General features: G+C 57.9%; 22 protein-coding genes, 1 tRNA gene and 1 pseudogene. 7 read left to right on the forward strand and 17 right to left on the reverse strand.

What is annotated here, in order from left to right:
- Positions 1-5: 5 nt before the first annotated feature.
- From asd to D3871_RS17455, 5 genes are all read right to left on the reverse strand, one after another.
- Complete coding sequence (gene asd / locus D3871_RS17435) at positions 6-854, reverse strand: archaetidylserine decarboxylase (RefSeq protein ID WP_119770379.1); 849 nt, start codon at positions 852-854, stop codon at positions 6-8.
- 84 nt (positions 855-938) lie between these two features.
- Entirely contained in the window at positions 939-2,150 is a 1,212-nt protein-coding gene (locus D3871_RS17440; protein ID WP_119771411.1) for a M20/M25/M40 family metallo-hydrolase, read from the reverse strand.
- A gap of 133 nt (positions 2,151-2,283) precedes the next feature.
- On the reverse strand, positions 2,284-2,943 hold the full coding sequence (locus D3871_RS17445; protein ID WP_233575693.1) for an HAD hydrolase-like protein: 660 nt from the start codon (positions 2,941-2,943) through the stop codon (positions 2,284-2,286).
- 89 nt (positions 2,944-3,032) lie between these two features.
- Positions 3,033-3,350 carry a DUF2243 domain-containing protein gene (locus D3871_RS17450; protein WP_119770380.1) on the reverse strand — a complete coding sequence of 106 codons (318 nt, stop codon included), beginning with the start codon at positions 3,348-3,350 and terminating at the stop codon, positions 3,033-3,035.
- A 240-nt stretch (positions 3,351-3,590) separates the two neighbouring features.
- Positions 3,591-3,666, reverse strand: a tRNA-Glu gene (locus tag D3871_RS17455).
- 277 nt (positions 3,667-3,943) lie between these two features.
- Here D3871_RS17455 and D3871_RS17460 point away from each other — a divergent pair.
- On the forward strand, positions 3,944-6,589 hold the full coding sequence (locus D3871_RS17460) for a bifunctional diguanylate cyclase/phosphodiesterase (RefSeq protein ID WP_119770381.1): 2,646 nt from the start codon (positions 3,944-3,946) through the stop codon (positions 6,587-6,589).
- A 49-nt stretch (positions 6,590-6,638) separates the two neighbouring features.
- Here D3871_RS17460 and D3871_RS17465 read toward each other — a convergent pair whose 3' ends face one another.
- Positions 6,639-6,959, reverse strand: coding sequence for a hypothetical protein (locus tag D3871_RS17465; protein ID WP_119770382.1), 321 nt, complete (start codon positions 6,957-6,959; stop codon positions 6,639-6,641).
- Between the two features lie 472 nt (positions 6,960-7,431).
- Between D3871_RS17465 and D3871_RS17470 the strand changes: the two genes are divergently transcribed.
- A complete protein-coding gene (locus tag D3871_RS17470; protein ID WP_119770383.1) occupies positions 7,432-7,848 on the forward strand; it encodes a VOC family protein in 417 nt (138 codons plus the stop codon).
- 452 nt (positions 7,849-8,300) lie between these two features.
- On the opposite strand, the gene D3871_RS17475 is transcribed toward D3871_RS17470, so the two are convergent.
- Positions 8,301-9,299 (reverse strand): DUF2272 domain-containing protein, encoded by a 999-nt coding sequence (locus tag D3871_RS17475; protein WP_158597968.1) that lies wholly within the window; start codon positions 9,297-9,299, stop codon positions 8,301-8,303.
- A 246-nt stretch (positions 9,300-9,545) separates the two neighbouring features.
- Here D3871_RS17475 and D3871_RS17480 point away from each other — a divergent pair, with 246 nt between their 5' ends.
- Positions 9,546-10,346: a Crp/Fnr family transcriptional regulator gene (locus D3871_RS17480; RefSeq protein ID WP_119770385.1), complete on the forward strand. Its 801-nt coding sequence runs from the start codon at positions 9,546-9,548 to the stop codon at positions 10,344-10,346.
- Between the two features lie 80 nt (positions 10,347-10,426).
- On the opposite strand, the gene D3871_RS17485 is transcribed toward D3871_RS17480, so the two are convergent.
- Entirely contained in the window at positions 10,427-10,672 is a 246-nt protein-coding gene (locus D3871_RS17485) for a hypothetical protein (protein WP_147376836.1), read from the reverse strand.
- Positions 10,673-10,894: 222 nt separating this feature from the next.
- Between D3871_RS17485 and D3871_RS17490 the strand changes: the two genes are divergently transcribed.
- Positions 10,895-11,602 (forward strand): SGNH/GDSL hydrolase family protein, encoded by a 708-nt coding sequence (locus tag D3871_RS17490; protein WP_233575694.1) that lies wholly within the window; start codon positions 10,895-10,897, stop codon positions 11,600-11,602.
- Positions 11,603-11,634: 32 nt separating this feature from the next.
- On the opposite strand, the gene opgC is transcribed toward D3871_RS17490, so the two are convergent.
- Entirely contained in the window at positions 11,635-12,768 is a 1,134-nt protein-coding gene (gene opgC / locus D3871_RS17495; protein ID WP_233575695.1) for an OpgC domain-containing protein, read from the reverse strand.
- A 548-nt stretch (positions 12,769-13,316) separates the two neighbouring features.
- Between opgC and D3871_RS17500 the strand changes: the two genes are divergently transcribed.
- Positions 13,317-15,227, forward strand: coding sequence for a sigma-54-dependent Fis family transcriptional regulator (locus D3871_RS17500; RefSeq protein WP_420799668.1), 1,911 nt, complete (start codon positions 13,317-13,319; stop codon positions 15,225-15,227).
- Positions 15,228-15,303: 76 nt separating this feature from the next.
- Here the strand turns inward: D3871_RS17500 and D3871_RS17505 are convergent, their stop codons facing one another.
- The 5 genes from D3871_RS17505 to D3871_RS30900 all read right to left on the reverse strand — a co-directional run bounded on the left by D3871_RS17505 (position 15,304) and on the right by D3871_RS30900 (position 19,940).
- Positions 15,304-15,873: a cytochrome b gene (locus tag D3871_RS17505; RefSeq protein WP_119770388.1), complete on the reverse strand. Its 570-nt coding sequence runs from the start codon at positions 15,871-15,873 to the stop codon at positions 15,304-15,306.
- Positions 15,870-16,832 (reverse strand): beta-propeller fold lactonase family protein, encoded by a 963-nt coding sequence (locus D3871_RS17510; protein ID WP_119770389.1) that lies wholly within the window; start codon positions 16,830-16,832, stop codon positions 15,870-15,872. The genes D3871_RS17505 and D3871_RS17510 overlap by 4 nt, the downstream gene beginning before the upstream one ends.
- Before the next feature lie 39 nt (positions 16,833-16,871).
- Positions 16,872-18,956: a TonB-dependent receptor family protein gene (locus D3871_RS17515; protein WP_119770390.1), complete on the reverse strand. Its 2,085-nt coding sequence runs from the start codon at positions 18,954-18,956 to the stop codon at positions 16,872-16,874.
- Between the two features lie 284 nt (positions 18,957-19,240).
- Positions 19,241-19,420, reverse strand: a complete 180-nt coding sequence (locus D3871_RS17520) for a hypothetical protein (RefSeq protein WP_119770391.1) — start codon at positions 19,418-19,420, stop codon at positions 19,241-19,243.
- 214 nt (positions 19,421-19,634) lie between these two features.
- Positions 19,635-19,940, reverse strand: coding sequence for a hypothetical protein (locus D3871_RS30900; RefSeq protein WP_233575696.1), 306 nt, complete (start codon positions 19,938-19,940; stop codon positions 19,635-19,637).
- Between D3871_RS30900 and D3871_RS30905 the strand changes: the two are divergent.
- Both D3871_RS30905 and D3871_RS30910 read left to right on the forward strand, forming a co-directional pair.
- A pseudogene (locus D3871_RS30905) lies at positions 19,879-20,139 on the forward strand (TonB-dependent receptor plug domain-containing protein); the annotation flags it as partial. The gene D3871_RS30900 and the pseudogene D3871_RS30905 overlap by 62 nt on opposite strands.
- Before the next feature lie 79 nt (positions 20,140-20,218).
- Positions 20,219-20,563, forward strand: a complete 345-nt coding sequence (locus tag D3871_RS30910; RefSeq protein WP_233575697.1) for a TonB-dependent receptor — start codon at positions 20,219-20,221, stop codon at positions 20,561-20,563.
- A gap of 66 nt (positions 20,564-20,629) precedes the next feature.
- Here the strand turns inward: D3871_RS30910 and D3871_RS17530 are convergent, their stop codons facing one another.
- The 3 genes from D3871_RS17530 to D3871_RS17540 all read right to left on the reverse strand — a co-directional run bounded on the left by D3871_RS17530 (position 20,630) and on the right by D3871_RS17540 (position 24,128).
- The gene (locus tag D3871_RS17530) at positions 20,630-21,154 is read right to left on the reverse strand and encodes an HD domain-containing protein (RefSeq protein WP_199724833.1); all 525 of its coding nucleotides are present in this window, start codon (positions 21,152-21,154) and stop codon (positions 20,630-20,632) included.
- Between the two features lie 769 nt (positions 21,155-21,923).
- Positions 21,924-23,642: a PQQ-dependent methanol/ethanol family dehydrogenase gene (locus D3871_RS17535; protein ID WP_420799674.1), complete on the reverse strand. Its 1,719-nt coding sequence runs from the start codon at positions 23,640-23,642 to the stop codon at positions 21,924-21,926.
- Between the two features lie 105 nt (positions 23,643-23,747).
- Entirely contained in the window at positions 23,748-24,128 is a 381-nt protein-coding gene (locus tag D3871_RS17540) for a DUF779 domain-containing protein (RefSeq protein WP_119771414.1), read from the reverse strand.
- Positions 24,129-24,169 lie beyond the last annotated feature (41 nt).

Consider the following 24,169-nt stretch of genomic DNA (forward strand, 5'->3'; position numbering starts at 1 on the left):
AAGGGTTACGCGCGGCGCGTACCCATCGCCTCGCACAACTGCACCAGCCGCTCCGGCCGCCATTCGCGATTGAAATCGACCATGTTCTTCGGGAACAGCAGAACCACGGTGGAACCGAGCAGGAAGCGGCCCATTTCCCTGCCGCGGGCAATGGCGATCGTCTGATCGTCGTAGCGCCATTCGCGCACGTTCGGCGTACGCGGCGGATTGACGATACCGTGCCACGCGGTTGCCATGCTACCGACGATGGTCGCACCCACCAGCACTATGACGAAAGGACCGTCCTTGCCCTCAAACACGCAGACCACGCGCTCGTTGCGCGCGAACAGATTGGGCACATTGCGCACCGTGGTCGGATTGACCGAGAACAGGTCGCCCGGTACATAAATCATGCGGGTCAGGCGGCCGTCACATGGCATATGGATGCGATGGTAATCCTTGGGACTAAGGTAGATGGTGGCGAAATCGCCGTCTTCGAAAGCCGCTGCCAGCTTCGTGTCCCCGCCCACCAACTCCAGCGTCGAATAGTCGTGGCCTTTCGCCTGAAATATTCGATCCTTGTCGATCCTGCCGAACTGGCTCACTGCGCCGTCGACCGGGCACAGGAAATCGGCAGCGGCAAACGGGCGCGCGCCTTCGCGCAACGGGCGGGTAAAGAATTCATTGAAGCTTTTGTAACTGGCGATGTCCGGATTGACCGCTTCCTGCATGTTGACGCCGTAAAAGCGGACGAAGGCGCGGATCAGCGCGGTAGTGAACACGCCCGCCTGTGCGCCGGCGATTTTTCCGGCAAGCACGGTGAGCGCCTGTTTCGGTAACAGATATTGATGCAAGACTGCTCGACGATTTGGCACGATTGAAGATGATATGGAGAAAGAAATTACCGTGATTGTACCGGGGTCCCGGGTAATACCTTGAGAGTAAAAAGATAGCCTGGGTTATGGTTTTGCCACTTCGCGCAAAATGCGCGTCATCAGATACAGCCTGGGCACGATCGAATCCACCGCAATATACTCATCGCGCGCATGGTAGCCGAAGCCGGCAAGACCGAAACTTTCCAGCACCACGGCCTTGCCCGAGCGTGCGGCGAAACCGGCATCGGTAGCCCCGCCCGTACCGGGAATCAGCATCAGCGGCCTGTCGATCTCCGCATAGATGGCTTGCGCCTTTCGCGCCAGTTCGTGGCCGGCAGGTGTCGCAACAAACGGAGGACGACCGCGTTCGATCGCTATGCTGGTTTCCGTATCGGGGATATGCCTGTTCCTGACGCGCTCCTTGAGCGCGGACTCGATGTGGTCAAAGCCATCCGGATTCATCAGGCGCAGGTCTCCGGTCACATAGGCACGTTCGGGAATCTGATTGCGCACCAGACCGGCCCGGGCAATGGTCCAGTTGAGCTGGGTACCGGGCACCGAGGCGGCCACGTCTTCGGTCTGCAGGATTTGATGGGCCAGTTCAACCAGGGCATTACGACCTTTTTCAGGCATGGCGCCTGCATGGGAGGCGCGCCCTTGTACCTGCATCACGACGGTGCCGGTACCGCTCGCGCTCAGCAGCACACCATCGGGCTGGTCCGGTGCCGGCTCGCAGGAAAACACGTAGTCGTGTTCCGCGGCCATGGCGGCGATCAGCTCGCCGGAGCCGAGCGAACCGGTCTCTTCGTCGGCATTGAACACAACGGTCAATCCGGCATGGTCGCGCCACCCCATCTCTTTGAGGATCTTCAGCGCATGCAATATCAATGCAACGCCGCCCTTATCATCCGCAATGCCCGGCCCATAGATACGGTTGGCCTCGATCCGGTAAGGTTGCGACTGCAAGGTGCCGACCGGATACACGGTATCCAGGTGGGCGAGAAGCATGATGCGCTTGCTGCCGGTACCGCTGAATCGTCCGATGACGATCTCAGCCGGACCTTGCGTGCCCTTTCGCCGCTCCACCGCCGCGCCGAGTTCACGCAAACGCTTCTCGGTATAGTCAGCCATCCTTGCAAGCCCGCGCGCATCCATACTGGGCGACTCGATATGCACCATGTCCTTGAGGCTGGCGATCACCGCGGCTTGCTCGCGCTCGGCCGCTTCCAGCAAACGGGTATCGGCACCGGCGGCCTGGCTCCGGCCCGGGACGGCATGGGAAAGCAGCAGCGGCATGAACAGAAATAACAGCGAACGCGACAGCGTCGCGCCAAGGGAGAAACATGCCATGGCGTCTCTGGAATGATTATTGTGATCCGATTATACGATCCGGAAAAACCCGTGGTGCGAAGTCTTGCAAGAGAGTGCGCTATACCGAGTCGCGCCGCAATCCCAACTGATGCGGAATATCGTCGACCGATGCAAAGACCAGATCGGGACACTTGGCTTTCAGGGTATCGAGCTGGGTATAACCCCACGCGACCGCGCCAAAGGCGATACCTTCGGCGAACGCGGCATCGGCGTCGCGCGTTTCATCGCCGATGCACAGAATGCGGCTGCGCGGCACGCGACTGTCGGCAACCAGGCGCCGCAGTTTTCCGCGTTTACCGAACAGCGTGGCGCCGCATTCGAAACGGCTGAACAGGGCGGCATTCGACGGCCCCAACACAGCGCGCACGTTTTCTTCGGAATTCGACGTCAGCACCGCCAGATGTACGCCTTGCGCAACCAGTGCCTGCAACAGCTCGCTGATGCCGTCGAACAGGGATACGCGTGCAATTTCCTTCGACATCATGGCCTTGAAGTCCTTTGCCACGCCGGGCACCTTCCACAAGGGAATGCCGACGTGCCGGATGATCTGCCTGGCATCGTAACCGCGCAGTCTGTCGATGTCTTCGTCCGCAATGCGCCGGAAACCATGCCTGTCGGCCAGCTGGTCAAAGACGCCAATGAAGAAACCGAAGGAATCGGCAAGCGTACCGTCGAAATCAAAGACCAGCAGCTGATATTTCAGTTCCGAAGAAGTCATGCGTACCACCTGCGTTGATAAAACGTGACAGAGAGCGAGTATAGACAAATCCGCATCTTCGCAATTCACCAGGTCCGCGTTCAGTCCCTTCATTGCACGCGATGCAGCATCCATCCGCCGGCAAGCATTGCGGCGCCCCAGACCAGGAAGCCGATATCCCAGTACACCCATTGATGCGGCGGCACGGTTTCGTTAACGTGATGCAGCTGCAGGATATGGTGATCGATGATGCCCTCGACGACATTGCACAATCCGAAGCCCGTGAGCATGGTCCCAGCCAGCATCTTTCCGGACCACCACAAGTGGGCGCGGCGCACCGCGCGCCAGAGCAATACCATGCCGAGTCCGAAGTAGACTCCCGCCGCCGTAGGAAACCGATTGGATGTCGAAGGATTGCGCGCACTCATGGAGGCTCACCCTGGTGCAATTGCCCGGCACCGTGTCGGTCGCTTTGCTTGGTGACATGAGGCCTCCGTCATGAATGACTTCAAAGCCGGTCAGACCATGCATGGCGGCGCAAGTTTAACGTTTGCTAACGATTACGGCTGGTCTATTGCAATTCAGGCAAGCACATCCACCTGCGTCATGCGTTCCGACATGCGACGTGCAAATGAAAAACGCCACGCAGATGCGTGGCGTTTTTTGTATGGCGTCTCCACGGGGATTCGAACCCCGGTACTCACCGTGAAAGGGTGATGTCCTAGGCCTCTAGACGATGGAGACAGAAACCTGTGTTGAGTGCGGGCGCCATTCTACTCGAAGTCTTGCGATAAGCAAAGGGGGATTTGACAAAGCCCCAAACGAAGTGCCGTCAAGACGCAGTTTTATTGAAATGGATATGAGCATTAAACCATCCTCGTGTCGAAACGGTCATAAGTAGGAAGCATGGTTCATTCCTTTCCCATATCGAACGACCATAACACAATGCCTCGCCAGAGAAGGCGCCAATCACATGGTCGAAGCCGGCTTGCGGGGCCATGATTTATGACTGCTAAAAAAATTGATCGCCAATAAATTTCGTCATCGCAATGCCTGGGATCTTGCAAAGTGGCCGCTGCTGATCGTGGTGGCGGCAATCCTTGGCTGGTCGATTTTATTGACCAACCTGAGCCTCGAAAGAAAAAACGCCGAATCGTTTGCCTTGCGCGAAAGTGCCCAGCTTGCCCAGGCATATGCCGACCATCTGACTCGTGCATTCGATGCGGTGGACCAGATTGCACAACATGTCCGCTATGAATGGAAACTGTCGAATGGTTCGCTCGATTTGCAGAAAGCCAAGAACGACGGCTTGTTTCCCGCACCTGAACTGGTACTGGTGACTATCGTTAATCGGGATGGGAAGCCGCTCAACAGTACGGTACCCTTCGATCCTGACGTCAATGTCGCAGATCGCGAGCATTTCCGCGTGCACAAGGCAAGCGACACGGATATTTTATATATCAGCCAAGTCATCGTCGGCCGCGTCTCACGCAAACCTGTCATACAGTTCACACGCCGGATTGTCGATGCCGATGGCAGTTTTGCGGGTGTGGTCGTGGTCTCGGTAGCGCCGGCATTCTTTGCCCAGGCGTTCAACATGAATAACATCGGTTCCAGCGGCTTGCTCGCGATGATGGGACGCGATGGCGAAATACGGGTATCGAGAATAGGCGACACCTTGTCGGCGCCCGATCTTCCCGCAATCATCACGAGAATGCCGCTGGATTCGGAATTCGGCAGCCGCTTCTACCCCGGGTCAGGTTGGTTTTCCGATGCGCAGAGCCGGTTTATCGGCTGGTACGCACTAAACCGCTATCCCATCATCGCAGTGGCCGGAGTCGATCAGCAGGCGGTCCTCGCTTCTTATCGTGATAGCCGTGGTAGGGCGCTCCGTGCAGGCGCGGTGGCAACGCTGGCCGCACTTGCGCTCGCATTACTGGCGACCATCATGGCGGACCGTCTGGCGCGCGCAAGGCAGCAAGCGGAATCGGTGCGCAATGCCTATCGCATGGCGACCGATGTGGGCAATGACGGCTTTTTCATATTTCAGGCGATCCACAACGACGACGGCGAGCTGGTGGATCTCAAATTAATGGACTGCAATCATCGCGGCGCCGCGATGGTGGGCAAGGAACGCACTGAACTGCTGGGCGTTCATCTTTCCTCGCTTTACCCGCCCTCGTATTTCCCGAGCGTTCTTGCGCTCGGCCGCGAAGCGATGGCGCACGGCGTATACGAAGACGAATACCGCACCGGGCCGCACAACCTGGCGCGCGCCACATGGCTGCACAGGAAGCTCTTGCGTTCGGGCGACAGTATCGCGGTCACGCTGCGCGACATCAGCGATACCAAGAAGCATATCGAGGAACTGGAGCGGCGCGGCAACGAAGATGCGCTGACTACCCTGCACAACCGGCATTGGCTGCATTCCTATCTTCCGCAGGCGCTGCAGCGTCTTGCCGCAAGCGACAAGCAGCTTGCGCTTCTGTTTATCGACATCGACGGTTTCAAGGCGGTCAACGACGCGCTCGGTCACAACGCCGGCGACGAATTGCTGCGTATCGCGGCTTCCCGCCTGAAATCGATTCTGCGCCCGCAAGATAATGTGGTCCGCCTCGGCGGCGACGAGTTTCTCCTGATTCTCGAAGACATAGAAACCGAAGCGGATGCCGCGCATGTATCCACCCGGGTGCTGGAAGCCTTCAGCAAGAAATTCAAGCTGGAAAAGGGAGTGCTCGAGCTTGGTGTGTCGATAGGCATCAGCATTTTTCCGAAGGACGGCACAGTCGCCGAAACCCTGCTGCAGAACGCGGATGTGGCGATGTACTCGGCGAAGAAGAGCGGCAAGTCGCAATTCCGTTTCTATGACCGCGCCTTTTACGCGCATCTGCTCGAGCGCCTGGAAGTCGAGCGAAGCCTGCGCCTGGCAATTGAACTCGATCAGTTTGAGATGTTTTACCAGCCTCGGGTGGACATGGTATCCGGCCGGGTGTGCGGACTGGAAGCACTGATCCGTTGGCATCACCCGAACAACGGGCTCGTCAATCCGGTGGAATTCATCGGCATCGCCGAAGAAACCGGCTTGATCAAGGGACTCGGCAAGCAGGTCATGGAAAAGGTTTGCGCGCAGATCGCCAATTGGTCGAGCCAGCACAACTTCGAAGTCCCGGTATCGATCAATGTCTCGCCTCAGCAATTTCATGACGGCTCGGTACATGAATTCCTCACTGCCTGCCTGACGCGGTTCCATGTTCCGCCTCGGCTGGTCGAGATCGAAGTGACCGAGTCGTCGATGATGGGCGAAGAATCCATGGTGACCAGGGAAATGGAATCGCTGCAGGCGCTCGGCGTCAAGCTGCTGGTCGATGACTTCGGCACCGGCTATTCCTCGCTCGCGCAATTGCAGCGCCTGGACATGGATGGTTTGAAGATCGACCGCGCATTCACCTCCGAACTCGGGCGAACCAGGGAAGGCGAAGTGTTCGTTGCGGCGATTGTCACCATGGCCCATGCACTGGGCATGCGCGTGGTGGCGGAAGGCGTCGAGACCGAGGAACAGATGGCGATATTGAAGCGCTTGCATTGCGACGAGGCGCAAGGCTATCTGGTGTCGCGTCCGGTGCCGGCTACCGAGATCCCGGCCCTGGTATCGCTGGCGGCGGGCTAGTGACCAGACCTCACCGGAATTCAGGCAAACGGCTTGCTGCTGCCTTTATTCAAGCCAGTACACCTTCGCCGATATTGATGATGATGGGGTCGTCTCCCACCTCGCCGAGGTCTGTCGTGGCCATGGCTTCCTGAATCTGGCGTATCGCGCGGTGGCCCATTTTTTCAGCCCGATCCGTACTGGCAGTGGCTAGCGCGGCGGCGACAAATGGCGTAACGATCACCACAATATTACGGCTGCGGCGATTCGGCTTGTCGACGGTCGGAATCCGCTTTACAAAGCGGAAAGCGCCGCGCGATATGGGCTCTACCAGGAAATAAGGAAAGCAGCCAACTACATACTGCTCAGACCACACATCAACATTCACCATCTTTGGGTTCTTTTTACCGATCTTGTGAAACTATCACGTATGCGCATGATAAGCCAAGTTGGCAATACCGGACGGAAGCCATTGATGATAACAGTGACAACCGATTTTCAGTTAATTGCCTGCAAGGTGCTACTCATACCAATCCCAACCCATAACGTGACATGAAATCGCGTCTTTTTCCGCCTGCCTGCGTTGCACTCGTCGTCAATAGCAAAGCTATTAACTCCTCCTGCGCCTTGCCAGACAAAAAAATCCATCGATTTCATTTGTCACGTTACGAGTCAGGATTGGTATCAGACTCCAGCATCGATCATCATGCTGACATATTGCTATACTGAGGTGACGGCGTGCCAATTCGACAACATGCAGCTAACCGCCGCCGATATGAAATCATGATCGGTCATTGCGCAGACCCGATCCTGATCCCGTACATCGCTTGCAAATTGCCCCAGCAAATGGAAAGGAAAACGCCATGAACGTAGAGCCGTATCTGTTTTTCAATGGGCAGTGTGAAGAAGCCCTGGAGTTTTATAAAAGTGCGCTTGGCGCCGAAGTCACGGCACTGATGCGTTTCAAGGATAGCCCCGAGCCGCATCCACCCGGCATGCTTCCGCCCGGCTCGGAAAACAAGATCATGCATTCAAACTTCCGCATCGGCGACACCACCGTGATGGCATCGGATGGCATGTGCACCGGAGAAGGTGTGTTCCAGGGTTTTTCATTGTCGATTTCTGCCGAGAACGATGCCAAGGCCGAACAGTTGTTCGCAGCGCTGTCCGACGGAGGAAAGGTCACCATGCCCATGGCGACCACCTTCTTTGCATCGCGCTTCGGCATGCTGACGGATCGCTTTGGCGTCGGCTGGATGGTCATCACCGGACACGATTAGTACCACGCAAAAAAAGCCCGCCATCCGTTGCCGGGGGCGGGCAAAATCCATCCTTTTTGGGAAGGTGGAGAGGACAACGCGAGAGCAGTTTCAGGCTGACTTGCCAGGCGAGGCCGAGGCGATTTGCCTGTGGAACAAGGCGCGGCGACGCGACATGGCGAGCCATGGCAAGGAGGCCTCGGCGGCCCCGCGACAACGCCGTGCCGCAGGCAAAGCGTCCGGCATCGACGATACAGTCAGACTGAAACTGCTCTAAACCTTGCGAGCTGCTTAAAAAAGTAGCAGGCGATCCAAAAAAATGCCCGCATACCTTGCGGCGGCGGGCTCGTAAAAACCTATTTACTGCTGGGGCCTTCAATATATGCGCCGGGACGGCGCGTATCTGTGATGCACATCACGTATCCGCATATTGTCGTGCTTCGTTGTTTTCGGACATCGTGCCATCGCTTCAATTATTTCAGCTGCAGCAGCACGCTCCAGTATTGCCGGTTGAAGTTTTGTCTTTTGCATGCCTTTCCGATAAGGCAGTTGTTGTCATCGGCCGGCGGAAAAGCATCGGGCGAATGATTGCGCGACAACACGCCGCGTTCGTTCAATCTCAGCTTTCGCCGCGCAACCGACTGCAGTACGTTGCCGCCTATCGTTTCGATCTTCAATGCGCCAACGTCCACGTCAACCACCACTTCGCAATGCGAGGCACTGATGAAATTTTGGTCCTGCACGGCCGCTTCCCAGGCCGAATATGTTTTCAAAGGCTTGTTCCCGCGCGAATAGCAAAGCAGATCGCCGACCCGCGGCATGGTGGCGACAGGATCGCAAGCGCGATATGCATACGTGTCCGATGCATGAAACGCCGCCTTGATATAGTCGGAGTGCGTGGCGGAGTACTGAAACTGCTCTCTGCGCAAGCCGGCCTGATTCATGACATAGGCGATGAATGCGGCCGACCAGGGCGAATCGTTCAATGCCGCGCGCACGGCCGCTTCCCGCAGCGCGATGTCAGCATCGCCATCACCACCGATGCCGACGAGGAGCGTCGACAGTTCCACCTCTCTCGCCCGCGCACTGCTGTTGGCGTTGCCTAGCAAGCCGGGTACGAAGACCAGCTTGCGGTGCAAAGGTTCGCCGTCGACGTGTTTTCCGAGAGCAATCCAATATTCCCATACCCTGCGCCATGCGAAGCGGCCGGATACGTTGCCGGACGGCACGCCTGTCTCGACATCATGCAGCAATTCGTTTTCTGATTCGATTGAACCGAACTTCAGAATATGGCCATCATCACCGATGCGATGACCATTAAATTCGCGGAGCTCGCGGTCGGCGAGTTCCGCGAGTCTGGATCCTGCGGCGATGTTCGGTGCAGCGCTGCGGCAATTCGTCGCGGCGGACACGGTCGCGATCGAAAGCGACAGGGCCAGAAAAATAACACCGGGTAGCTTGGATAAATTCATGTTCATAGGCTTGCATTCATATCCGCATTCATCTTTACGGTGTCCATTTTCGATTGCCGATCACGGTCAGTTGCCCTGCTAATGCTTCTACCCGGAAACTCTTTCGACCAATCCAAATTGCAACGATTTGTAATTCGGAAATTGCCTACATGATATTCCGTGCTTTCTGATTTCTTTATTGCCGCAGACACTGGATACTTTATTTCAGCGCGTACCCAAACCCTGTGCGAATAATAAGGAGCTTCCATGTTCACGACCTCAACCACTTCCGACCAGTTTGCCGTTTCCCGTTCCGCCCCATTGGCATCGACTGGCGCACGCCAGACCAAACTCTGGTCTTCGCTCAGCGAAGTGTGCCAATTGATGCAAGTGCCAGTCTCGCATGCAGATGATACGGTGCGATTCCAGCATGTGCAGTTCCGCGCCGGACAACGCATTTATACAATCGGCCAGCCATTCGACATGCTATACGTCGTCTATTCCGGGTTCTTGAAAACCGTTGCGATCGATGAATCCGGCAACGAGCTGGTGCTGGGATTTCCGATGAAAGGCGACATGTTCGGCATCGACGGCATTCACGGCAAAGCGTATACCTCCGAAGTCGTGGCCTTGTCGACCTGCGATGTGATTCTCATCCCCTTCAAGACCTTGCTAACCATCGGGAAAGCCTCGCCCGACGTCGAGCAGGCAATGTGGGGAGCGATGGGAAGAGAACTGATCCGCGAACAACGCATGATCAGTTCCATCGGTTCGCTGGGCGCAGAAGCGCGTGTCGCTCGTTTCTTGATGTCGCTGTCGGATCGCTTTGCCGAAATCGGCTTTTCCAGCAAGCAATTCAACTTGCGGATGACACGCCAGGAAATCGGCAGCTATCTGGGCCTGACGCTTGAAACCGTTAGCCGCACGCTGTCGGCATTCAATGCGCTGGGCCTGATTTCTGTCGAGCAAAAGACAGTGACCATTCATGAACCGGACTCGCTGAAGACCCTGCGGCGCTTGCCGCCTTCCAAGCATGCGGCGCGCAGTGCTGCCAAACTTGCGGCCTGACAATGCAAGGCGGGCGATATATCTCGGCAGCGAGTTTCGCCCTGCGGGCGTGGCAAAGAAGGGGCTTACTAAGGCACCGTTCAGAGCGGCTCGATCCAGTCGAAACTGGTTTCGCGGATGCGAATAATCTTGTTCGCCACTTCTTCGCTTTCAAATATCGCGACGTAAGAATGATCGACTAATGACGGTTCCAATCGCAACAGCCGTAACGCCTCACCGGCCGCAAATACTTGCCCGCCGTGGGTGCGCATTTCTCTTACCATCCTCACCCGGCCTCCGTTACCCAGCCATTCAAAAATCACGTTGATCTTTTCCAGTTCGTTCATCAAACCATCCTGCATGAAATAATTGCCGTCCTGCATGGCGACAATGCATTTTCTCATTACGCTCCGAAACTTTTAAGCCATCAGCGTTGCCTTCACGCTGCAATATGCGCCCGGTCCTTCAGATAGAGCGGCTTAATGCTTTTCCTAATGCCGTATACCCCATATCATGGAGACCACTCTCCTGCCTTTTCCACTGCTGTCCTTCCAAATCACGGTACTTTAGTGAAACGACTCTTTATTGCCTTGTTTTCCTGTGCGGCCGCGCTGACAGCCGCTGCTTCCCATAGCCAGCCTGTCACCCCTGACTCTGGCTTATCCACCACCGTGGCGGCAATCGATCCGAAATGGGCATCGAGTTTTGCCGCATTCGAACAAGCCGACAAGGAAAAGGCGCCGCCGCCCGGAGGCGTGCTGTTTGTCGGCAGTTCGTCGATACGTTTGTGGGATGGATTGGAAACGCAATTCGAGGCAATGCCTGTAGTCGTCAAGCGCGGCTTTGGCGGATCGCGCATGGAAGACTGCAAGAACTATCTCGGCCGCCTGGTGGTTCCCTACAAGCCGCGTCTGGTCATCGTTTATGCAGGTGACAACGATCTTGCCGAAGGACGCACGCCGGAACAGGTGATGCAAAGCTTCAGCGAATTCGTAAAGGGCGTGCATACTGCATTGCCTGACACCAAGATCGCCTATATGTCGATCAAGCCAAGCCCGGCACGCCGGGGATTGCTGGACAAGGTCCGCGCCACCAATACCCTGATCGAGAATTACATTGCTTCCAGCAGCAACATCCGCTACATCGATATCTTCACACCGATGCTGGATGCCAACGGCAATCCGCGCACGGAATTATTCCGGGAGGATGCGCTTCATTTGAACACCACCGGCTATGCGCTCTGGAAATCGGTGATATCGGCCCAGATGACGAAGTAACGACGGGTGCCGGTTGGCGCGCGGTGACATCGCTATCGCGACGCCGCCGCTCCGGGACGCGGATTGGCTTCCGCATCGAAGCGCAGCGTAATGATTGCCGCCAGGTAGAGACTGCCCAGTCCGGACAGCATCAGCAGCACATCGGTCCATACCGGCCGCTCTGGCGTACTCTCGCCGAATATCGACAGCGCGAGCAAGACGACCACCAGGTGAACGCAAAATACCGGCAGTGAAGCCGCGCCCAGTGTTTGCAGGAATGCAAATTGGGGAATACGTTGTTTCAGCCATTCGCCGAAATGCATGACCAGCACCAGCAGTGCAAAGAAATTCAACAGGCGCAGCGGACCAAGATGCCATTTGTCGAACCAATGGTTGATCAGACTTTCACCTTCCGTTGGTACCTGCCCCGCGATGTAACGCCATAGCAATAAGGGAACGGCAATGGCGATGCAGGCAAGAATCAATGCTTTGGGAAAGGGGCGGCGATTTTTCATCGCGCCGGTCGCGGTCGCCGATCCCATCCACAAGCCCAGTATCCACAGGAACTGCCACGCAAAGGTTTCAAAGGAACCGGTTTCCCGATACGGCACTTGCAGATCGGTCAGCGCGACAAAGGCGTTGTACAGATTTTCCGATATCTTGAACTGGGCGCTTGCCCACAATACGATGCTGAGCGCAAAGATACCGCGCCAGCCGCGCTTCAAACCGTGTTCGAGAACGAGAGGACTCACCAGCATCAACATGATGTACAAGGGCAGAATGTCGAGCAGCGGCGGGTTATAGATCAGAAGCAAACCACCCATCAGACCGGCCATCGGCTGCTCCAGATAAAAGCCGATCAGATTTTTCAATGCAGGCTCGTCGCGCGATATGCCGAGCGCCGCGATCACCGTGAACAGCAGGAGCAGCAGCGCCGCATGGCAGGCGTAGACCTTGAGTGCTCTGGCAAGAAATGCATTGCGCATCGCCGGCAAGCCATCGCGCTGCCCCTTCGCCGTGTAGATCATGCCGGCCATGAAGGCGGACAGCATGACGAATCCTTCGGCCGCCGAAACGTAACCGAACGGCTGCCCGAGCATACTGGAAAACCGGGTAGGCAAATGCGTAACGAACATCAGCACCAGCATCAGGCCGCGCAATGTGTCCAGTTCCCAGCGTCGGTTCATGCGCCCCTCATGTTCTTTATTAATGGGCATTCCGGCAGGACGCATTTGCCATGCCTTGCTCAAGTTTATCCGGCATGGAAACTTGTTACTTTGATATAAGCAGGCTGACAGGCAAATACTGGCTTGCGGGCACATGTGCATCAGCTCTAAAAGCTTGGCCGAAGGAACAACTCTTGCACAACGGTTGTCATCCAGCGTGATTAACCGCGGCATGTACAGGCTCGGCCGATATTGCGCTGGTCGATAAATGACTCAAAAAAGATTCAGTACAGAGAGCGCTTATCGAGAGGTGTATGATTTATTTCGCGGGCGCAGCAAATAAAAAAACAAGTGTGCGGCGGGTCATTCGAGCACCGGGTGTACTTGTTCCAAAACGAATCAGTGTCACAAATTGGAGCAAGACGCACGCAACAGCGCTACAGGACAATTCCGCAAAGGAGACAGCGGTGGAATATGGAAAATTTGGCAACCCGGCCGTAATTGCCGGGAATGGATTTACGCGGATCCCTGAGCCGCGCCCTTTGGGCAACAGCCCAGTGTCGTGTGGCATGCTTCCTGCAGACGAGCACGGCACCATGGTAGAACAATCTCATCAGCGCTCCGCCTCGTATGGCTTGAGCACAGTAGACAAGCCCGACTTTTCGCCGTTGACGAAAACCGACCTGTCGGGCGTCATCGAGCAAAACCACGCGCTGCATACCTACGCGTTGCCGGTCATGGAAACGCTGTATGAGCAGATCGTGAATACACACAACATGGTCATACTCACCGATGCCCAAGGCGTGATCATGCATACGCTGGGCGACGATGACTTCCTGGAAAAGGCCAACCGGGTTGCGCTCACGCCGGGTGTTGCATGGTCCGAGCAGCGGCGCGGCACCAATGCGATCGGCACCGCGATTGCGGAAGGCGCGCCCACCCTGGTCAACGCCGACGAGCATTACCTGCGCGCCAATCACATCCTGACCTGCTCGGCCGCGCCCATCTTCGATCCGCGCGGCGCTGTCATCGGTGTGCTCGACGTCACCGGAGACTGTCACAGCTTCCATCGCCATACGATGGCGCTGGTGCGCATGTCGGCCCAGATGATCGAGAATCAGTTGTTCGCTGCCGCCTACCAGGACGGCATCACGCTGCACTTTCATAGCCGGCCGGAATTCATCGGTACCCTGATGGAGGGCATTGCATCATTTACGCCCGGCGGACGCTTCATGTCGGCCAACCGCAGCGCAATGTTCCAGCTTGGCCTGTCGCCCCAGGCCCTGAGCGTGCATACGCTCAACTCGCTGTTCGGCTTGGGTGTATCGGCACTGTTCGATCATTACCGCACTGCCGCGCCGGGACTGCTGCATATGTGCCTGCCCAGCGGCGTCCGGGTCTATGCGAGAGCGTCGGTGCGGCTAAGCAGCCATGTTATCTGCAGCACCGAGATCACGCAGTCGGCGCGGCAGGCACAGAGCGCGACTGCGGGGACAGGCCGGCAGACCGCAACGGATCATGACAGTGCGCACCGGCTGTCCAGTTTGCGCTACCTGAACACCGGCGATCCGCAGGTGGCGGCCATCATCGGCAAGCTCAACAAGGTCACCGGGCGCGACATTCCCATCCTGGTCACCGGCGAAACCGGTACCGGCAAGGAATTGCTGGCGCAGGCGATACACAATGATTCTCCGCGTGCCGGCGGTCCCTTTGTTGCGGTCAACTGCGCATCGATTCCCGAGACGCTGATCGAATCGGAACTGTTCGGCTATGAAGACGGCGCTTTCACCGGCGCGCGCAAGAAGGGCAGCGTAGGCCGCATCCTGCAAGCCAATGGCGGCACGCTGTTTCTCGATGAAATCGGCGACATGCCGTTGAACCTGCAGGCCCGCTTGCTGCGCGTGCTGCAGGAACGCATGGTCACCCCGCTGGGCAGCGCGAAATCGATTCCGGTCAATGTCTCGCTGATCTGCGCCACGCACCGCAACCTGCGCGACATGATCGCCAAGGGTGAATTCCGCGAGGATCTGTATTACCGGCTCAATGGCCTCGTGGTCAAGTTGCCGCCGCTGCGCGAGCGCACCGATTTTGAAATCGTGGTCAACAAGCTGCTGGCTGCCGAAGCAAGCGGTCGCCGCTATACCGCATCGCCCGAGGTGATGCAGCTGTTCAAACAGCATAACTGGCCGGGCAACTTCCGTCAGCTGACCAACCTGCTGCGTACCGCAATGGTAATGACAAGTGACGACGGCGAAATCCGGCTTGAACATCTTCCCGACGATTTCCTCGACGATGTGCACAGCCTCAGAAAGGATAGCGCGGTCGAACCGGCTGTCGGTGGGGTGCCGACCAACGCCACGCTGGAAGACGTCGAACTGTCGGTCATTCAGAAAGCCTTGCAGGCGAACGGCGGCAATGTATCCGCAACGGCGCGCGCACTCGGTATTTCGCGCAATACGATTTACCGGAAGATTTCCTGATACGGCTGGAGCAGTTTGAATAAGTGCATCATCGGCGCCGAGCTTGCAGGGCGTCGATGATGCACTGCGAGTGCGATTAGACCTTCGGCACCATCCTCTGAATCACCAGCTTGCCCGAAGTAAGCAGGTGATAGGCAACAGCCAGCAGGTGCAACACAATCAGCGCGCACAGCAGCCACGCCGCCACCGCATGCGCCTGGCGGAACACTGCTGCGATCGGCGGGCTGTCCCATCCGAACTGCGGCAGCATGTAGCCGAAAAAGCGCACCGGATGCTTGCCGAAATTCGATGCGGTGAAGCCCAGCAGCGGAATCAGCACCATACACACATATAACAGCCGGTGTGACAGGCACGCGGCCTTTTCCTGCCATGCCGCGAGGTGCAGCCCGGTCGAAGAAGGCGCGGGCTGCACATAACGCCACCAAACCCGCAGCAGCACCAGCATGAAAGCGAGCAGACCAAGCGACTTGTGCAGGTTATAGTAGTAGCCTACCGCCGGCGTACGCTTGGGTAGCTCCACCATGTAGAGGCCGATGACGATCTGTGCGATCAGCAAGGCCGCCATCAACCAATGCAGGGTCATGGCAGGAAGGCTGTATCGCCGGACCGCCGACGATACTTCCCGATCGCGGCTGCCGGCGTTCATTGGATCACCACACCCCAGGGAAATTCGCCGACCGCAACTTCCTTGACGACTTCCCGCTTGTCGGTATCGATGACGGATACAGAACCGGAACGGCCATTGGCGACATACAGTTTTTTGCCGTCCGGCGTGATCGCCATATTCCATGGCCGTTTGCCTACCGGGATGGTTGCACTGACCTTGTTGTCGGCGACATCGATAACGCTGACCGTGCCATCCTTGCCATTGGAAACGTAAACGGTTTTTCCATCGGGATGCACGGTGACGCCATTCGAGAAATTACCCGACGGTATGCTGGCGATCACCTTTTGCGATTTGGTGTCGATCGCATACACGATACCGGCGATCTCGGCGGCCACATACGCACGACTGCCGTCCGGCAGGAAGCCGATGCCGCGCGGCCGTTTGCCTACGGTAACGGAGTTGACCTGCGTACGCTTTTCAACATCGACGATGTCGACGGTGTCGGCCTCTTCCGCGCTGACATACAGCCATTTGCCGTCCGGACTGAAATGCGCATGTTCCGGATTCTTGCCCTTGGTCTTGATGCTGTATGCCGCCTTGCGCGTGGCCGGCGATACGAAGCTGACGCTGTTGCTGATTTCGCTGGCAACCACCACCCAGTCGCCCTTGGGCGAAATGCCGACGCCTTCCGGCGACTCCTGCAATTTGATGCGATCGCTGACTTCCTGTTTCGCGAGGTCGATGACGAGCAGGGAATCGGTGCTTTGGTCGCTCACATAAAGCGACTTGCCTGCATTGCCGATGGCCAGGCCGCGCGGCTTACCGCCGGTCTTGATGGTTGCTACCACCGTATCGTTGCCCGCGTCGATCACCGAAATCGTGCCGGATTTCTCATTCGGCACATAGGCGTAGGGTGCAGCCGTCGCCAGGCCGGCATCAAGCGTCAGTGCGAGCCCGGCAATACCGAGCGTCAGTGTGCGGCGAATAAAGTAAGTCATGTCGTCTCCTTGAGTGTTGATATGTAATACAGCCCGGCATTACAGCGCAGCGCGCAATCCGACGAACAACCGGCGTCCTGCTGCCGGTTCGAAGAACCGGCGATTGCCGTCATTGACAATCACCGAGCCTGCGTACTGCTTGTCGAACAGATTGTCGATGCGTCCGTACAGATACCACTTGCTTGCACCGGCGCGGAATTCCTGACCGGCGCGCAGATTGAACACCGCATACCCGGGCGCCGCATCGCTGTTCAGGTCATCCACATAGGCTTTGCTCTCGACACGCATTTCAAGCGCAGTGCTCAAACCGGGCGCGGGGCGATACTCGAGTTGCGTGAACAGACTGTGCATGGGTGCGCCGGGAAGGCGATTGCCTGCAGCCACCAGCGTGTTCTGCCCGGTAGTAAAACTTTCGCGGAAGCGCGCGTCCAGCAAGGTGTACGCAAACTGCGTGCCGACGCTGCCGACATCGTTTCTCCAACTGACCTCGACGCCGCGTCGCTCGACCTTGTCGATGTTCTGGAAAATCGAGCGGCCACCTTCGGTGGTTTGCGGCACGATCTCGTCGCGGCTGCGCGCATTGAACAATGCAAGGTCCACGCTTTGCGTCCCGGAACGCCACTTCATGCCGATTTCACCCTGCACGCTGCGCGATGGCTGCAGTCCGAGGTTGGGCCCGGTCGCACCGGCGCGATAGGCGGATTCCGCCAGCGTCGGCGTCTCGAACCCGCGCCCCAGATTGCCGTAGATATTCAGGCTGTCGTTGGCATACCAGACCAGGCCAAGCACCGGACTATTGTTGCGGTATTCGACACTGCCGCTGTCGTCGGGGCTGGCGGCCGTCACATAGCGGTCGTCCACCGACAGGCGTACCCGGCTGGAACGCAGGCCTGCGCTCGCCTTCCATTGCGGCGCGAACATCCAGTCGACCTGACCGAACACGTCGACATTGTTTGCGCCATCCATCTCCTCGCGCCGCAACGCGCCGGCCACGCCATTGTCGTTGACGAAACCGCGCCGCCGCTGATCGAGATCGTCGGCTTCCATGCCCACGGTCCAGTTGAGAGGCATGCCATTGGCCGTGGTCGCATGGGTCCAGCTCAATCCGATGCCGCGATAGTGATTATCGAGATCCACCACGCCGCCGGAAGAGTTCGCCGCCGCACCGCTGAAGGCCAGCGTCTGGTTGACTTGTCGCGTACCAGCATAGATGCGTCCGTTCAGCGTGTTGCTGCGGTCCAGCTTGTGTTCGACCACGATACCGGCTTGCTGCTGCTCGATAGCCTTGCGCGTATCGAAGGTCAGCGCGCCGGCCACTACCTGGCGCGGGTTATCCTCGAATTGCGCGCGCGTCAGGCCGAGCGGATCCTGGGCCAATGGCTGGCGAAAGCTGTTGATCAGGCCGGTGATCCTGGTCGATGACGATGGTCTCCATAGCACCTTGCCATTGATCTGGGTGCGTTCGGCAGCGCTATGGTCGCGGTAGCCGTCGGTTTCATAATGAGAGACATCGAGCAAGCCGCCCAGCTCGCTGCCGCCGCCCGCGAGCGTGACGCCCATCTGGCGCTGTCCATCGCTGCCGGCGCCTAGCGATGCGCTGGCAATCGGCGCCTGCGGCGCCAGTGGAGGATCGCTGGTAAAGACCTGCACCACGCCACCGGCCGCATTGCCATACAGTTGCGCAACCGGTCCGCGCAATATTTCTATGCGCTGGGCCGAGCTCAGCGTTGCGGTCGCGGCTTGCCCCTGTCCATCCGGCATGGTGGCGGGAATGCCGTCGACCAGGATACGCACGCCGCGCACGCCGAAGGTCGAGCGGGTACCGAATCCGCGTACCGACAATTGCAGGTCTTGCGCATAATTCTGGCGCTCGCGTATCTGTATGCCTGGTGCGCTCGACAAAAGTTCCGACATATTGACCAGCGGCGATGCCGCGCGCAGCGGATCGATAGTGACCGCATCGATCGATGCCGCGGCGTCGAAGCGCTGTTGCTCGCTGCGGCTGGCCGACACGACGACCGCATCCAGCTGCTTTTCCTGTTGGGCCGCCGCGTCGGACGCCAGCACCAGCAGGATGGCACTGGACGCGGATAACAAATGGTCGCGGTGAATCAATTTGTACATGGGGTATCCGCAAGATGATCAATGGGTCGAAGCAGCAAGTTCCAGTTCAGCAAGTAGCATGCCACTGGTGAAAGGAATGTTACGCGATGCGAGCAGCGTTTGAATCAAGTGCGAGAAGCACGGCTCCATGTACCTGCGCCGACACGGCACATGGACGACGTGCGTCAAGAATGAATCCTGTTTCAGGACGGAACAAGGTGAGCGCGGCTGTAATCTTTCGCCACACCGGTGTCACGTTTTGAAACGATCCGGACGACGGACCGCGATACGTTCTAAGCGGATAGTCAAAAGGCTTTTGACATTTCGCCGATCCGGTTTATCGAGCTCGGTTCGGCGCCCTTCGCCCGCAAGCGGGAGAAGGGCTGGGGGCGCCCGGCGTCATCGCGGATGCCATGGTTTCGATCGCCCACTAGTTGGATTGCTGGTAAGACCAGCTGATGTCCGCTGCGGTCGAGCGCGTTCATCGTCCGCTCAGCTATCGTCAGGCCGCGCCAGGTCGACAACGCACAGGAAAACTGCTATTACGAACGATGCCCACACTTGCATGATCCAGGCACCCGAATTGCGATGAATCACTGCTTGCATCTTTTTCTCCGGTGGTGGATTGCGATGGAGGCAGTGTGCGATGAAATAAATGCCGCAATACACATCACGGCATGCAACTTGCGCCAGGTCAATTCAAACACTGATCGCCACCGATTCACCTGGACACAAAACCATGAAAAGAACCGCACCACACCGGCGCGCATTACCCGACGTTTCTTCGGCAACTACGCCGATCGGCATGCTGATACCTGCGATAGCCGGCCTGCTGGTCGCCTTGCCGGCGCACGCCGACGATACCTCCCTGCCAGCGATCGTCGTGAGCGGCGCGCGGCCGATTCCAGGGCTGGAGGTACCGCGTGACGTGATTCCGTCGCCGGTGCAGACTGTCAGCGGCGAGACGATCCGGCAAAGCCGGGCGTTGGACGTCGGCGACTTCATGAACCGGAACCTTGGCAGCGTCCATATCAATGAAACCCAGGGCAATCCGTTCCAGGCCGATGTGAATTATTGCGGCTACACCGCTTCACCCTTGCTCGGCACGCCGCAAGGCTTGTCGGTCTTTGTCGATGGCGTACGCATGAATCAGGCTTTCGGCGATGTGGTGAGCTGGGATCTGATACCCAGGACAGCCATCAAGTCAATGACGCTGGCGCCCGGCTCCAATCCGCTGTTCGGCCTGAACACCCTGGGCGGCGCACTGTCGATCGAGACCAAGCATGCGTGCACGCAGAAACGAGAATGGCGAACATCAGCCCGACGGCCGCTATTACCTCGGAAAGGGCAGCACGGCCGGCTATGCGATCTTCAATGCGGGAGCCAGCTACACTCCTTCGCCAAAGCTGGAACTCATGGTCCAGGTCAACAACCTGTTCGACAAGCGCTATGCGACCTCGGCGCAACTGGGACCTGCCGGATTCGATGGCTCGGGAAATTTTCAGGCAAGACCGTTTCCGGCGGTCGGCGGCGAATTCGGCGTACAGCACTCGACTTTCTATGCACCTGGCGCGCCGCGCCTGTTCTGGCTAGGTGTGCGCTACCTGTTTGATAAGCCGGGCGCCTGACGGCAGCCGGAGGGAAGAAACGATGGCCGTCTCGCAGGCGGCATCCATACGCGGCCTTGTGGAGCTCTAATTTCGCCGGCTCCGCTCGAGCCGCTCGCCTCCCTCCGCCGCGATCTCTTCAAACACCGAATCGAGCCGGCTGAAGACATCCCAACGGTCAACGCCGAGTCGCGCCGCGACGTCGTCAATGACGAGCAGTTCGAGCGCTTCCTCGCGCTTTCCTTTCCAGAGCTTGTCTGCCAGCGCAATCGAGCGCTCTTCAAACGAGACCTCGCTTCCTTGCCATTGCGCATGCGATACGCAGCACTGAGCCACCTCGGCTTGAACGCCATTGGCAAGCAGCATGATCTTGCCCGCCGGTTCATGCAAGGAACCGGACTGGTCCAGTTCTTCAGGGTGTTTTATCTTTCCGGTATCGTGCACCGCCACGCCCAATTCGATCAAGCGAGCATCGAATGTAATTCCGAGATCGCTATATTCCTGCACCAGACGGTCGGCCGCCTCGCCGACAAGCTGCACATGGACGAGCAGGCGCGTCGGAGCACCGAGCGCCTGGAGCAGGCGGTATGCATCCTGGCGGGTGTCTAGCACAGGTTTCTCCATACGAGAGCGGCGGAAGTTGCGGTTGTTTTCAGCATGGCGGTCGATTGTGGACAGGATAAGCGTCTGGCGAGTGACTGCGAAAGACAGACAGTATCCGTTTCCCTGGGCAACGACATCCCATGGACATGGGAAACAATAAGGGCAAAACGATGTGTCAACAATGATGGCGGGCGCATGTCGCTGACAAGGCATGAGAAACTGACAGGCATTGGTGCAAGGGAGCGCATCCACGTTCGGAGACGTGAACACCAATTTTTCCGAAAGCAGTCACACGCGGCTATCTGCGGTTGATTCAATTTCCTGTTTCGTCCCCGTCATTCCCACGAAAGTGGGAATCCATCAGCCAATGGGACAAGGCAGTTAACTGGATAGTCGTAGCCGAAATGCAGACTCAGTATGGATACCCGATTTCTCGGGTATGACGGGGCAGAGTAGGTGACATGCCTGATCGACCATGGCCCGTCTGCGGGCACTGCGGATGTGTCAATCACATTATTCCGGACAGTTGAACATGCGGGGAGTGTAGGAAGAACAAGGGGGCACGGACATCGATCGTTCGACGGTGGCGCATCCCGATACCGCGCTGCCAGACAAAAAAATGCCGGTGACTTTCATCACCGGCAAAGTGCCTTCCTCGGATTTGCAGGACCGGGGACATGCCGGTTCCGAGAGAACGCAGAGACAACGACCTCAACCAAGTTTCAGATGCAACGCGAGAATGCCAGGTCTGGCTTCTCGCGCCTTGTTGCAAAACGACTTAGATGGAAGACAGCTTGAATACCCAGACCGAACCGCCCTGTTCCAGGAAGTTGACCCGCTTCGCAACTTCACCGCCCCACAGCGGAACCGCGCCGCCCCAGCCGGACACCACCGCCACATATTGCGTGTTTCCTTCCTGCCAGGTGACCGGAGGCGCAACCACGCCGGAGCCGGTCTGGAACTTCCACAATTCCTTGCCGGTCTTGGCGTCCAGCGCTTTCAGGTAGCCTTCCGGCGTGCCGTAGAACACCAGGTCGCCGGCCGTCGACATCACGCCACCCCAGAGCGGCGCATTATTCTTGGCTTCCCAGACGATCTTGCCGGTCTTCGGATCGATCGCGCGCAATGCGCCGATGTACTCGTCCTGCAGCGGCTTGATGGTAAATCCGGCACCAAGGAAGGCTGCTCCCTTCTTGTAGCTGATCGGCTCGTTCCAGATATCCATGCCCCATTCATTAGCCGGTACGTAGAACAATTGCGACTTCGGGCTGTATGCCATCGGTTGTTGGTTCTTGCCGCCGAGGAAGGAAGGCGCGGAAAACACGACTTCGCCCTTCTTGCCGTCGGCACCCTTGGTCGGATCGCCCGGACGGCCATTCGGCGTGAAGTTGGGGCGGCCGGTCTTAAGATCGATGCCAGTGGCCCAGGTGATCTTCTTCACGAATGGGAAGGCATTTTCCAGCTTGCCGTTCTTGGCATCGATCACATAGAAGAAGCCGTTGCGGTCGGCCTTGCCGCCGAGACGCTTGCCATTCATGTCGAAAGTGATGAACTCGTTGACACCGTCAAAGTCCCAGCCATCATTTGGTGTGGTCTGATAGTGCCATTTGATCTGGCCGGTGGCGACGTCGATGGCAACAGTTGCGGCCGAATACAGGTTGTCACCGGGACGCAGGTGGCTGTTCCAGGGTGCCGGATTGCCGGTGCCGAAATACGCGAAGCCTGTCGTCGGGTCATAGGTGCCGCCCAGCCATGTGGCCGCGCCGCCGGTCTTCCACAAATCGCCCGGCCAGGTCTTGTTGGTGGTGCCGGATATGCCATTCTCGATCTGCTTGCCATCCTTGTCGTACTTGTAGCCCATGTGGCCTTCGACCGTCGGGCGCAGCCAGACCAGCTGGCCGGTGCGCGGGTCGCGCGCTTCCACGCGGCCGACGATGCCAAACTCGCCGCCTGACACGCCGGTCAGCAGCAAGCCCTTTGCGATCAGCGGTGCGGCGGTATTCGAATATCCTGCCGCATAGTCGTCGACCTTTTCTTTCCACACTACGTCACCGGTTTTCTGATCCAGAGCAATCAGCTGCGCATCGAGGGTGCTGAAGATGACCAGGTTTTCAAACAGCGCTGCGCCGCGATTGACCACGTCGCAGCAGGGCATGATGCCATCCGGCAGACGGTGTTCGTATTTCCAGAGTTTCTCGCCAGTCTTGACATCGAGCGCATAGATACGCGAGTACGACGCGGTGACAAACATTTTTCCGTCGTGGATCAGCGGCTGCGATTCCTGACCGCGCTGCTTTTCGCCACCAAAGGAAAACGACCAGGCTGGCACCAGCTTGCTGACGGTCTTGGTATTGATCTGGTTAAGTGTGGAATAGCGCTGGCCTTGCGGGCCCATGCCCCAGGACAGCACGTCGTTGGTCGACTTGGCGTCAGCCTCGATCATTGCGTTGGTGACACCGGCGGCGTGAGCGCCCATAGGGGCGGCGAATACCACCATCAGGGACAGCGTGATCAGATTCGATTTCATTTACTCCTCCTGTTATTTGAATAAAGCGCATGGCGCTGATTGACCGGGTTTCTTCGCTTCCGTCTGGAGCCGAGCCTAGCGCACGCCCTGTCGGGCCAGGGCGTCACACTCTTCGTCACTAAACAAGCGCGAACGGGTAAGGAAGCGTTTGCCCGTTCCGTTTTCCAGCGAAAACATTCCACCCATGCCATCGACCACATCGATGATCAGCTGCGTGTGCTGCCAATACTCGAACTGGTCATGACCGATATAGAACGGCGCGCCGTGCAAGGTGCCCAGACATACATCGATCTGGCTAATGTTGAATTCACCTGCCGGATAACACATCGGCGAACTGCCGTCGCAGCATCCGCCGGATTGGAAAAACATCAGCGCGCCGTAGCGTTTGGTTAGGGTATCGATCAAATGCATTGCGGCCTCGGTGGCGACCACTCTTGGTGGTGCTGTATCTGCCATGTCTCGTCCTGTTTCAGTTACCTTGATTACAGTGAGATGTT

It is taken from the genome of Noviherbaspirillum saxi, from assembly GCF_003591035.1.
GTDB lineage: Bacteria > Pseudomonadota > Gammaproteobacteria > Burkholderiales > Burkholderiaceae_D > Noviherbaspirillum > Noviherbaspirillum saxi.

Excerpts from the sequence above, each read along its gene's own strand:
- D3871_RS17485 (WP_147376836.1), bottom strand. The coding sequence starts at position 10,672 with ATGAACGAACTGGAAAAGATCAACGTGATTTTTGAATGGCTGGGTAAC.
- D3871_RS17505 (WP_119770388.1), bottom strand. The coding sequence starts at position 15,873 with ATGAACGCCGGCAGCCGCGATCGGGAAGTATCGTCGGCGGTCCGGCGA.
- D3871_RS17440 (WP_119771411.1), bottom strand. The coding sequence starts at position 2,150 with ATGCCGCTGCTGCTTTCCCATGCCGTCCCGGGCCGGAGCCAGGCCGCC.
- D3871_RS17480 (WP_119770385.1), top strand. The coding sequence starts at position 9,546 with ATGTTCACGACCTCAACCACTTCCGACCAGTTTGCCGTTTCCCGTTCC.
- D3871_RS17450 (WP_119770380.1), bottom strand. The coding sequence starts at position 3,350 with ATGAGTGCGCGCAATCCTTCGACATCCAATCGGTTTCCTACGGCGGCG.
- D3871_RS17540 (WP_119771414.1), bottom strand. The coding sequence starts at position 24,128 with ATGGCAGATACAGCACCACCAAGAGTGGTCGCCACCGAGGCCGCAATG.
- D3871_RS17535 (WP_420799674.1), bottom strand. The coding sequence starts at position 23,642 with ATGGTGGTATTCGCCGCCCCTATGGGCGCTCACGCCGCCGGTGTCACC.
- opgC (WP_233575695.1), bottom strand. The coding sequence starts at position 12,768 with ATGAACCGACGCTGGGAACTGGACACATTGCGCGGCCTGATGCTGGTG.
- D3871_RS30910 (WP_233575697.1), top strand. The coding sequence starts at position 20,219 with ATGCGTGCACGCAGAAACGAGAATGGCGAACATCAGCCCGACGGCCGC.
- D3871_RS17445 (WP_233575693.1), bottom strand. The coding sequence starts at position 2,943 with ATGACTTCTTCGGAACTGAAATATCAGCTGCTGGTCTTTGATTTCGAC.
- D3871_RS17520 (WP_119770391.1), bottom strand. The coding sequence starts at position 19,420 with ATGAACGCGCTCGACCGCAGCGGACATCAGCTGGTCTTACCAGCAATC.
- D3871_RS17515 (WP_119770390.1), bottom strand. The coding sequence starts at position 18,956 with ATGTACAAATTGATTCACCGCGACCATTTGTTATCCGCGTCCAGTGCC.
- D3871_RS17500 (WP_420799668.1), top strand. The coding sequence starts at position 13,317 with ATGCTTCCTGCAGACGAGCACGGCACCATGGTAGAACAATCTCATCAG.
- D3871_RS17475 (WP_158597968.1), bottom strand. The coding sequence starts at position 9,299 with ATGAATTTATCCAAGCTACCCGGTGTTATTTTTCTGGCCCTGTCGCTT.
- D3871_RS30900 (WP_233575696.1), bottom strand. The coding sequence starts at position 19,940 with ATGAAGTCGCCGACGTCCAACGCCCGGCTTTGCCGGATCGTCTCGCCG.
- D3871_RS17470 (WP_119770383.1), top strand. The coding sequence starts at position 7,432 with ATGAACGTAGAGCCGTATCTGTTTTTCAATGGGCAGTGTGAAGAAGCC.
- D3871_RS17465 (WP_119770382.1), bottom strand. The coding sequence starts at position 6,959 with ATGGTGAATGTTGATGTGTGGTCTGAGCAGTATGTAGTTGGCTGCTTT.
- D3871_RS17510 (WP_119770389.1), bottom strand. The coding sequence starts at position 16,832 with ATGACTTACTTTATTCGCCGCACACTGACGCTCGGTATTGCCGGGCTC.